The organism is Bifidobacterium sp. W8114, assembly GCF_016101165.1.
GTDB classification, from domain to species: Bacteria; Actinomycetota; Actinomycetes; order Actinomycetales; family Bifidobacteriaceae; genus Bombiscardovia; species Bombiscardovia asteroides.
On sequence record NZ_JACFRA010000009.1, the window covers coordinates 29,314 to 40,407 of the forward strand.

The window sequence follows — 11,094 nt, forward strand, 5'->3', positions numbered from 1 at the left end:
TGGGAGCAACACCCGAATGAATAAAGAAGGGTGGCTCCGCTGTGTTGGGGGATTGCGGGGCCACCCTGTAGGGCCCAGATCGTCATAATTTGGGGATAGACGCAATCCGGGCCTGCTTACTCGTGCGAAGTCTACTGATTCAGGCTTCTGTCCTTTCTCAGGTGTCGCGCTGCCATGGTTGCCATGATGATGAGCAGACCAACGGCGAGGGGCAGGAATATGCCGGTGCCGCCGGCCCGAGGCAGGACGCTGATGGAGGTGTACAGGTAGGTGTTGCTGGTGTCGGGGAGTTGCGTAACCCCGTTCAGCGTCCAGTTGATGGTTACCGTAACCGGCCCTGGTGTGTAAGGCGGCGTGGTCACATTCCAAGTGCCGTCATTGTTGGCTGTCGGATAAATTCCGCTCGTATTGCCGAACTGAACGAGTTTGGGAATGCCGACTCCAGGGAAAATGATCTTGCCTGGAGTCGGATCATGGTCACCGCTGATGTCGCGTCCCAGCATACCTTGGTCGTTCTTTCCCCAGCTGTAGGTGTTGCCGTCCGATCCTATGGCTGAAGAGTGATTGCCTCCTGCCTGAGGCCGGATGAGGGTGATGCCGGCTGGAGCGTCCACTTTGGTGGGCAGATGGTCGGATTTGCCGCTGGTGGTGCGTCCAAGTTGTCCGCAATCGTTGTATCCCCAACTGTAGAGGTTGCCGTCCGATCCTGTGGCGAGGGCAAAGTAACTTCCCGCCACAAACCGGGTGAAATGAACACCTGACGGCATGACGACCCTGGAAGGGGTCGCAGAAATCAGTTCCGTGTTTCCCAACTGATCTTTGTTGTTGCCTCCCCAACTGTAGAGATTATTGTCGGAGCCGAGAGCCAGCGAGAAGTTCAGGCCCGTGCTGGCTTGCGTAAATGTGACGCCGGTTGGGGCCTTTACTTTGTAGGGCAGAGGGTCATATAGGTCAGTTGTCGTACTACGTTGGCGGCCCAGTTGGAACGAATTGTTGTATCCCCAGCTGTAGAGGTTGCCGTCCGAGCCCAGGGCGAGGACATGCTTGCTGAATGGACCTGTGAAAACCTGGGTGAATGTGATGCCTTCGGGTGCAGCGACTCTAAGAGGGTCTCTGCTCTTTAATCCTGACCTGCCTTGCCCTAGTGCGCCTTCCCTATCGTCTCCCCAGGCGTAGAGGTTGCCATCGGAGCCTAATGCCAAGGCGAAGCTATCGCCCGCGTAGACTCGAGTGTAGTGGATTCCCGCAGGCGGTGCCACTTTGTCTGGGGGATTGCGATTGTTGGCGAAGGTGTTGCGTCCCAGCTGTTCACAATCGTTGCTTCCCCAGGTATATACATAGCCGTCTGAGCCAAGGGCCAAGGCGAACTTTTGTCCTGCAGCGGCCTGGGTATAGCGGACTCCGGCGGGAGTTTCCACCACGACAGGCTTATCTGAGGGGGTGTGTCCAAGTTGGTAATTATAATTTGTTCCCCAACTGTAAAGGTTGCCGTCTGAACCGAGAGCCAAGGAAAAATCCTGTCCCGCTTGGATCCAAGAGAAACGGATTCCACGTGGGCCTTGCGGCGGGGTGAGTTTGACGCTCTGGCCGCCGGTTTCCGGTCCTTCCTTCTTGTCGATGTTCCAGTGCGAGACGGGACTGAAGTGGGCGACCAAGGTGATGTCGCTGAAGACGGGCTGATTGAAGTCGTAGGCTATATTGGAGTCGCCCTTGGAGTCTTTGAGGAACCAGCCGTCGAACAGATAGCCGTCCTTGGCCGGATCCTTGTCGGGGCGGACGACCTGATCGTCATCCATGACCCGCTGGGCATCTGGTGTTGGTGTACCGCCTGCACCGTCGAAAGTGACTGTGTACGTGGAACCATCATACTTGTAGGGCAGGTGTGCATCGGGCTGATGGCCGTTCCTGATCCATGCGACTGTTAAGTCCACCCGGCCCTTTTCGTGCGCTGGGGTGCGGAAACTCAAGGTGCCGTTCTGGTTCTTGGTCAAGTCGGTAATCGGGGTTCCATCCAGCTTGGCGCTGATGAATTTGAATGCTTGTGGGAAGTCGGCCTTGTTTGGTGTGGTAACTGGCACACTGCTGGTGTTCCCGGCACCCAGCTGGCCGCTGCTGTCGTCTCCCCAGTCGTAGAGGTAGCCGTCCGAGCACATAGCCAGGATGTGCCTGTACCCCGCACTGAATTGAGTATAGGTGATGCCGTCGGGCATGTTCGCTTTGTCTGGCTGGTTTGTGGTTTCACCACCCGTATCTCGTCCCAGCTGGCCGCTGCTGTTGTCTCCCCAGCTATAGATGTTGCCGTCGGAACCAGTCGCCAGAGAGTAGTCGTATCCCGCGCCGACCTGCCTTGTTCTGATGCCGTCAGGCAGGGCTACCTTGCTGGGCTGGCTGGTGCTGCCATACCCCCAGTTGTATGCATTGCCATCTGAATCAATAGCCAGTGTGTGGCGGTATCCTGCGCTGACCTGGGTGAAGCTCAAACCGTCCGCAGTATCCATCTTGTATGGCTGATTGGCAGGTTCGCTGGCGGTGGGGGTGCGTCCCAGCTGGCTGTTGCTGTTGTCTCCCCAGCTGTAGACGCTGCCATCAGAGGCGAGTGCAAAGGAAGCCGTGCCGCCCGCGGACACCTGGGTGAACTTTACGCCTTTTGGAAGCGGTATTGGGTTCGGGTACGCGTGCCCATAAGTCGACGAGTCACCATGGAGTTCGTCGGTTTCGCGTCCCAGCTGGCCGCTGCTGTTGTCTCCCCAGCTGTACACAGTTCCGTCCGAGCATGTGGCCAGCGCATAGTTTGGTCCTGCGCTGACTTGAACAAAGCTTTTGGAGGAATTTGTAGATGGGACCACCTGATTTGGCACGGGACTTGATGAGTGGACGAGACCTAGTCCTGACTGGCCTTTTTCATTGCTTCCCCAGCTGTATAGATGGTTACTGATATCGATGGCCACAACAAATTCGTCTCCTGCGCTGACCTGGATGAAGCGGGTGCCACCTGGAACGTCTACTCGTCCAGGCCGATCGGCAGGTTCGCTGGCGGTGGGTGTGCGTCCCAACTGCCCCTCGCTGTTGTTGCCCCAGCTGTATAGCACTCCGAGCGAGTCAAGGGCTAGTGAAAAGTCTTTTCCTGCGCTGAACTGGCTGAAGCGAATATCTCCTATGGCCGGCGGGGTCAGGGTTGCTGTCGTGTTGCCGGTGGCAGGACCATGGTTGGGGCTGAGACTCCAGGAATTGAGACCCTTGACCCAGCGGGCTGTCAGCGTGAGGTTTTCGGTGACGGGCTGGGTAAAGTCATAGGCGACATCCCCAATGAACCAGCCGACAAAGGAATAGCCTTTGCAGTAGGGGTCTGGGGGACGTACCACCCTGCTTCCACGGCTGAGCGTTGACTTTTGTGTTGACGAACCTATTGTGCTGTCAAAAGTTACTGTGTATGTTGTGGCCAAGCGTGGCTGGACCGAGTTTCCGTTGCTTTCGTCTGCCTTGTCAGCATTATTGGAATCACTGTCAGATGGGGTGGCCGTAGGAGCAGGGGAGGAGTCGGAAGAGGGAGTCGGCTTGGTGGGATTCTGGGGTGCGGTAGTAGCCGACGGCGATTCCGATGTGTCTGGGGCAGTGGAAGGCGTTGATGGTGTTGCTGAGGTGTTTGGGGTTGCTGTAGGTGAAGAAGGTGTCGCGGGTTTTGCTGACGGGCTCTGCGAGATTATGGTGCTGGAGGAAGTGCCGGGGTTTTGCTTATCTACCCGAGCGGTCGGTCGACCCCCCCCCCCCGGTGCCTTCTAGAGCAGTCTGCGCGCTCGCGCTGGCTGCACTGGAATCGTTCGTGACTGGCTCGGCAGTGGCAGCAAGGCCAGTCAGAAGGCTGGTAGGCAGGATAATCGCGAGCAGAAGGCCAGCTACAGTGGATGACCGGATCTGCTTTTTCCGACAATGACGCATGATGGGTGCGATCCCCTTCCTCAAAATCAACGGCCCGTTAATAAAAATCCCAAGAAAAACGAGCTGCACGCCGGGAACGGTCCCGGCTTCTATCTCATCATGCTACCACGCTCTACACACATTGACTGCGGGACTGGAATTCGGCGGAAGTGCAGGCGACCAGTTGTTCCCTTCTGGGTGTCTAAATTGCCTGGTTTCCCTTTTGGCGCTGGTGTTGAAGGGGGAGGGTGGGTGGCTCCGCTGTGTTGGGGACTGCGGGGCCACCCTGTGTGGTCGGGCCATCTTGGGGTATGGTCCGGCTGCTTACTCGTGTGAAGTCTCTAGCTTCGCAGGTTGCGGGATTCGCGCCGGTGACGTCCCGCTGCTGCAGCGCCAGCAGCGGCGAGCATTCCAGCCGCCAGCAAGATCAAGGTCCCGCTGCTGCCTGCGTGCGGCAACATGCCTTCGTAGGTGTAGGCCAGGTGCGCTTGAGGCTGCATGATCCCTCCCAGGGTCCAGTCCACGATCACATCGGCCTGTCCCGGATTGTGGGCAGGGGTGGTCAGGGAGACGGACTGATCAGGGTTCTGCAACAGGGAGTTGACCACCGTCTTGTCGAATCTGACACTGGTGATCAGCAGTGCCTGATTGAAGGCCACTGAGGTCGGCTTACGGCTCTGCTGCAGGCTTCTGTTGCCGAGTTGGCCGTATGTGTTGTCGCCCCAGGCGTAAGCGTTGCCATCCCGGCCGATGGCCAGGGAATGATATTGGGCTGCGCTGATTTGCATGGCCTGCAGGGATTCGCTGGTGTTGGCGGAAGAGTCGGTGCTCAGCACTTTTGTAGGCGTTTGCAGTGGATAGACGTCGCCGTTGCCCACTTGCCCATAGGCGTTGTGTCCCCATCCCCAGGCGTTGCCTGCGCTGTCGACGGCCAGAGAGTATATGACTCCTGCGCTGATGCTTACCACGGTGAAGTTGCCTGTCCTGCCGGGATTCTTCACCGGTTTGGGGACGGGCTGGTCGTAGGTGGAACCGTTCCCTAATTGGCCGGAATTGTTGTGCCCCCAGCTCAGGACGGCCCCATTCTTGTCGATGGCGAGGCCGTGGTCCGTGCCTGCGCTGATTTGAGTGGCTTGCAGTCCTTTATTAGGGTCCTCGGGGCTGTTCGGGTCGCGCACCTTGGCTGGTGTGGCTGTGTATGTGCTGCTGGTGCTGTTGTTGCCGAGCTGACCGTAGTTGTTGTATCCCCAAGCGTATGCGTTGCCGTCCGCGTCCAGAGCCAAGATGAAGCTCCATCCGAGGCTGACCTGCACCGCCTGCAGTCCTTGGCCGGAGCCGTCAGGGGCGGCTGCTGGGGCAGGTGTCTTCTGTGGCTGGGTGAAGCTGGGATTGAAGTTACCGTCGCAGCTGTTGCCTTCGCTGCCCCAGGTGTAGACGTTCCCATTTAGGTCGATGGCGGCCGAGTCATAGGCACCGGCGCTCACTTGGACGGCCTTGAAAGGCCGGCTTGTGTCGGACGGGTCCGGCACGGAATGTGGCGTGGAATGGTCGACGGTTGTGTTGTCGCCCAGTTGGCCGTGGTCGTTGGCGCCCCAGCTGTAGACGATTTGGTCGGAGCCTATGGCAAGCACGTGGAAGCCGCCTGCTACGACCTGTGTGTAGGTGAAGGTGGAGTCCACGCCGTCCGGCAGGGGGATCTTGACCGGCTTGTTCTGCTTGGCTGTGTTGCCGATGCCGAGCTGACCATGCTGGTTGCTGCCCCAGGCATAGGCGTTCCCATCGCTGGCCACTCCTACGGAGAAGCCCATGGCATCGCTCATCTGGTAGCCACCTGCACTGACTTGGTTGAAGCGGATGCCCCGACTGGTTTTGGGCGGCGTGATGGTTACCTGCTGGCCGCCCATCGAGCTGCCCTTGATCGGGTTGATCGACCATCCGCCGCTATTGGTTTGACTCCAATGCGCGATTAGTGCGACATCTCCGGTGACAGGCTGGCTGAAGTCATAGGCGACCTTGGAATCACTATTGGCATCCTTGATGAACCAGCCATCAAACAGACAGCCGTCCGCTTTCGGATCGGGGTATGGGCGCACGGCCTGCCCGCCCTCAGTGACGGACTGGTTTTGGGGCATGTCGGAAGAGGCCGGACAGGACTTGTCTTTGTTGCTGAAGGAGACGGTGTATTTTGGTCCATCATATCGATAGGTCAAATGCACATCCGGCTGCGACGCCCCATTTATGGTCCATTGGACGGTCACATCCGCCTTCCCCTTTGCATGTGGCGGGGCAGTGGCGCTCCAGGTGTTGCCATTCGTGTTCTTTGACAGGTCTTTAATAGTGGTTCCGTCGAACTTAATGCCAGTGAGGTCGGGTGTGCCGAGCGTCGACACCACTCCGCGTTCTTTATCGCCGGCGGCGCCGTGCCCTAGTTCGCCGTAATAGTTGAAGCCCCAGGTATACAGGTAGCCATCTGAGCCCAGTCCCATGGTATAGCCGTTGTTTATGCTGGCCTGCTTCCAGGTGAAGTCATCCTTGCCACTGTCTGGCTTGGTCACAATTCCCGGGCCGCTTACCGGGGTGGCGTGCCCGAGCTCGCCGTCCCCTCCCGTTCCCCAGCTGTAAAGGTTGCCGTCTGAGCCGAGCCCCATGGAGTGGTAGTCAGTCGTCATGCAGTCAATGTAATTGACGTTTGCCGGTTTATAGACAGCTGCCGGACGATTGGCTGCATTGAGGCTCAGGTCGCGTCCCAGCATGACTTCTTGAAGATCCGAACCCCAGGTATAGATATTTCCATCCGAGCCCAAAGCCATGGAATTGTAATGGGCTGAACCCGTCTGGAGCCATGTGAAGTCGCTGGGAACACCTGCAGGCTTGTCAATCTTGCCGGGGATGGGATTCTTCCTTGTATCAGTGGTGTCGCGGCCTAGTTGGTCAAAGTCGTTGTTCCCCCAACTGTAGAGGTTGCCGTCTGAACCGATCGCAATCGTATCGTAGAACCCTCCGTTTGCCTGAATCCAGGAGAAGTTGGATGATGCATTCGCGGGTTTGTCGACCTTAGTCGGTTCTTTGACTTGCTGAGTTCCACCATCATGACCCAGTTGTCCATACTCGTTCCATCCCCAGCTGTAGAGATTTCCAAAAGAATCAAAAGCCATGGCGTGGTTTGCCGCTGCCTTGATGCGGGTGAATTTGATGGTGTCCTGCTTGTCTACAGGCCTTGGTGTCTGGTCACCGCCGAAGAGATTGTAAACACCATCGCGTCCAAGCTCATATAAGTCGTTGTCTCCCCAACTATAGAGAATGCCGTCAGAACCGAGAGCCAGGGCAAAAGTGTTTCCTGCGCTGACCTGAACCCAGGTGAAGTCGGATGGTACGTTTGCGGGTCTGTCGACCTTACCGGGTGTGGGATTGGGATCGTATAGGCTGCTGCTGGCTGTTCGACCAAGCTGCCCTTTCTGGTTGGAGCCCCAGCTGTAGATGTTGCCGTCTGATCCCAATGCCACAGCAAAGTTATTTCCCGCGCTGATCTGACTGAACCGAATATTGGGTATGACGGGCGGGGTAAGAGTGACCTTGGTGTTGCCGCTTGCTGGTCCATGGACTGGATCGAGGCTCCATGAGCTGGAGCCTTGTATCCAGTGGGCTGTCAGGGTGATATCGCCAGTGACCGGCTGACTGAAGTCATAGGCGACGGGTGTGTCTCCTATGAGCCATCCGTCGAATACATAGCCGATTCTTGATGGATTGACGGGTCGGCTTACACGGTTTCCGTCCGTGATTTTTTGTTCTGTGCTGGTTTGCTGTTCAGGGTCGTTGAAGGTGACGGTATGTTGAGCGGATGAGCGTGGCTGTGATCGGCCGTTTAAATCTTCGTCGGTCGCGATTCTTTTATTAGGTGCTGGGATGGTGGGTGACGGCAGCTGCGCTGTATTTAGCGGGGAGGTTGTAGATAGGGGTGATGGCGTAGAGAGAGGGGTGTGGTTGAAGGCGTTGCCTTACTGGGGGAAATACCGGAATTTTGCTTAGCTACGCGAGGGGTCTGACGACCCCCCCCCCCCCCCGGTGCCTCCTGCTATGGCTGGCGCGCTCGCGCCGGCCACAGCAGGCTCGCTGGCGGTGGTGCCGGCATCGGCGCTGGTGCCGGCGAGGAGGCCTAGAGGCAGGACGAAAGATAGCAGAAGACTGACGGCCGCGGCCGGTCTGATCGACATGTGCTGATGCTGACACCTATTAAGCATGATCCCCTTCCCCAAAGGCTGACCCACCGGCCCCTACCGGTTGAAATACCCTTGGAGGCTTCCCTGACGTTGCGTATATCCCCATCCCTCTGTGCGAGGGTACAAGCAGGAAGCCTTGCGTCTTTCAACTATACTACGTGCCGATAAGGTTCTCTCAGGTGGAATGTCGGGGAAGTGATTCTGAGTAGAACATGAAGTTTATGAGTGCGTGTTATGGGTGCGTGACTGGGAACGATCCATTGGCCACTGATCAGGCGGGCCAGCCGGCGATGAGGGCGTGCAGGCCCTTGCGGTAGCTGGTCTCCATAAGGGCACTGATTCCGTCGTCCGTAGAGGCGAAGAGCGTTTTCAGATCATCGAATCCTTGGGTATCCTCGGCCAGTCTTTTAACCAGATCCGTATTGGTTTGGCCACCCGCACCGCCGACTGGGGGAGAGGCCTGGGCGATGGCACTGCCCAGGGTCAGTCCGGCAAGGCTGTTGAGCAGGTGGATGGTGTCGGAATCGACCTTGAGCCCATGGGCGGTCAGCTGGTTCAACCAGGTGCTGACCATGTGGAAGGACTGGTCGGTGTTGATGGGATGCGTGGCCATGAGCGGGAGCGCCCGGGGATGCGAAAGCAGCGTCCGGTGAACCTGAAGCATGACATCTTCAAGCGCTTGCCGCCATCCCATGTCCTGGGGTATGGAGTCCAGGTCGGTGGCTGACTGCCAGATGAGCTCGACGATTCCATCAAGCAGGGCGGCCTTGCTGGGTACATGGCGGTAGATGGCTGGTCCTGACACCCCCATTTGCTTGCCCAAGGCGCGGATGTTCAGGGCCTCCAGTCCGTGCTCGTCGACGAAATATAGGGCAGAGCGCAGAATGTAGTCTCGGTTGAGCGTCGTCTTGACGGGTGCCTTGGGTGGGTCAGCCATGCTTCCTCACTCCTTCCGCTGTACTCCTCTCTTGAATAGTACCGTTGCCAGGAGAGCCAGGGCGAGCAGGAAGGCCAGCAGGATACGCAGGTCAGGCCATACATCCGCCATTCCGGCATGGTCGAAATTGATTTTTCCTATGGCATCCATGGCCCAGTAGACGGGGCTGCCCTTGGCCAGCTTCTGCGCCCAGTCCGGGAATCCGGAGACAGGGCTGAGGGCTCCGCCCATGCCAGCCAGGAGCATGCCAAGAATGTTGTTGAAGGACATGGCCATGTTTTGCGAGGACGAGAAGATGTAGAGCAACAGGCCGAAGAGGGTCAGCACAATCGAAATGACCAGGCAGACCGCGGCCAGGGCCAGGACTGATCCATTGGGCCGATAATGGTAGAGCGCCGTCCCGATCAGCATGACTAGAGAGACTTGGACCACCTGCACCATGAAGGACACGCTCAGTTTGGCCATGACCAGGTCGAAGAGGGAGACCGCCGACACCCGCATCCTGTCCCAGGTGTGCCATTCATGCTCCTGAAAGAAGAGTTGGAGGACCAGCTGCAGGGAAAACATGGCGAAAAGGATGGCGAACCCAGGAAGCGCCTGCTCGGATCCGTTGGCGCCCAGATGCCCCTGGGCTCTCAGCGAGTCCCGGTAGGAGGGCAGCATGAAGGGGATGATGATCAGGGGAATGGCCACAATGACCGCCTGCAGCCAGATGCTTCGCAGCTCGATTTTGAAATTGAGGCGGAATGTCGCTAAATATCCGTTGAAATGCACGGCGCTCACCTGTCTTCCCATGCTCGTAACCCGGCAGGGTCGCTAGAGGACGAACCCATGACGGTCATGTAGGCCGACTCGATGTCAGGCTGGACGATGGTGACTGACGACAGACGGGCCTCTTTCATGACCGGCTTCTGCAGGAGGCGGGCCAACTCCTGCTCTGGACTGGACACCGGGTGATCGGGCTCCAGGAAGCCGTCTGCCGTCCGCCATCCCGGGACCTGGCCTGGGGCAGGGCCGACGAATGAGATACGCAGGGATGCCCGGGCATATTTATGGAGTACCTCCTGCAGGGAGCCCCGGACTTGGATCCGCCCGTCGATCAGGAAGGCCAGGTCAGCGCCCATCTCTTCCAATTCTTTGAGGTAGTGGGTGGTGTAGATGATGGTGGTGCCCTGCCGGCTCATGGCCTTGACCATGTCCAGTATTCTGGCGCGGGCCTCTACATCCGCTCCGACCGTCGGCTCGTCCAGGAAGAGCACTGGGGGATTGTGGACCATGGCCATGGCGGTGTGAAGGCGTCGTTTCTGCCCTCCCGATAGATTCTCGGCTGCTGTTCCTGACTGGGATCCCAATCCCATGAGCTCTATCAGTTCGTCGGCCCTTTTGCTGCATTGCTTGGTGTTCAGCCCTTGCAGGCCGGCCATGCCACACAGGTTGTCCCGGACACTGAGATGGGGATAGATGCCCAGGTCTTGGGGAGCAAGTCCGATTACCCGGCCGAAGATGCGCGAGGGGGTTCGATAAGGGTTGCGCCCCTCTACTGAGATGTGGCCTGAGTCCGGCTCGCCCAGCCCGGTCAAGGCCGAGATCAGGGTTGACTTGCCTGCTCCATTCCTACCCAGCAGACCCAAGATGCTGCCGCGCCTGACCTGAAGATCCACACCCTTGAGCACCTGCCTGCTCCCGAATGATTTACGCACCTGGCAACAGGACAGGGCGTATTTCCCCGAATCGTTTTTTGCGGGTTGCAAGATATACCTCCTGACGATCATTAGTGATTAACGATGTAAACTATAATAACATTGTTAACAACCTGGTCTCGCCAAGGTTTTCATGGGCCGCATTGTGGTCTGCGTCAGCTTTCGGATATTCTGATGTGGCTTGGCGGGGATATACGCCTTGCATTGACTTGCAAGTACTATGATTTTCGTTAGCAGTGTTGGGGCTATAGGAACTAAACGCGTTGTTTATGTTGGGGGTTTGGCCTTGTGGCTGTAAGCGTGTTGGGTGGTTGTTAATAGGTCG

At 57.9% G+C, this 11,094-nt stretch carries 5 protein-coding genes; all 5 read right to left on the reverse strand.

From position 1 onward, the window contains the following. Positions 1-131 precede the first annotated feature (131 nt). The 5 genes from H3T89_RS08590 to H3T89_RS08615 all read right to left on the reverse strand — a co-directional run bounded on the left by H3T89_RS08590 (position 132) and on the right by H3T89_RS08615 (position 10,769). Entirely contained in the window at positions 132-3,443 is a 3,312-nt protein-coding gene (locus H3T89_RS08590) for an RCC1 domain-containing protein (RefSeq protein WP_198216863.1), read from the reverse strand. 813 nt (positions 3,444-4,256) lie between these two features. Further along, positions 4,257-7,835, reverse strand: coding sequence for an RCC1 domain-containing protein (locus H3T89_RS08595; protein ID WP_332461052.1), 3,579 nt, complete (start codon positions 7,833-7,835; stop codon positions 4,257-4,259). A gap of 568 nt (positions 7,836-8,403) precedes the next feature. Then, on the reverse strand, positions 8,404-9,069 hold the full coding sequence (locus tag H3T89_RS08605; protein WP_198216865.1) for a TetR/AcrR family transcriptional regulator: 666 nt from the start codon (positions 9,067-9,069) through the stop codon (positions 8,404-8,406). 6 nt (positions 9,070-9,075) lie between these two features. Further along, positions 9,076-9,852: an ABC transporter permease gene (locus tag H3T89_RS08610; RefSeq protein ID WP_198216866.1), complete on the reverse strand. Its 777-nt coding sequence runs from the start codon at positions 9,850-9,852 to the stop codon at positions 9,076-9,078. Next, a complete protein-coding gene (locus H3T89_RS08615) occupies positions 9,849-10,769 on the reverse strand; it encodes an ABC transporter ATP-binding protein (RefSeq protein WP_198216867.1) in 921 nt (306 codons plus the stop codon). The genes H3T89_RS08610 and H3T89_RS08615 overlap by 4 nt, the downstream gene beginning before the upstream one ends. Positions 10,770-11,094: the final 325 nt, after the last annotated feature.

Bases quoted from the DNA above. Each gene is read 5' to 3' on its own strand.
- H3T89_RS08605 (WP_198216865.1), bottom strand. From the start codon at position 9,069: ATGGCTGACCCACCCAAGGCACCCGTCAAGACGACGCTCAACCGAGAC.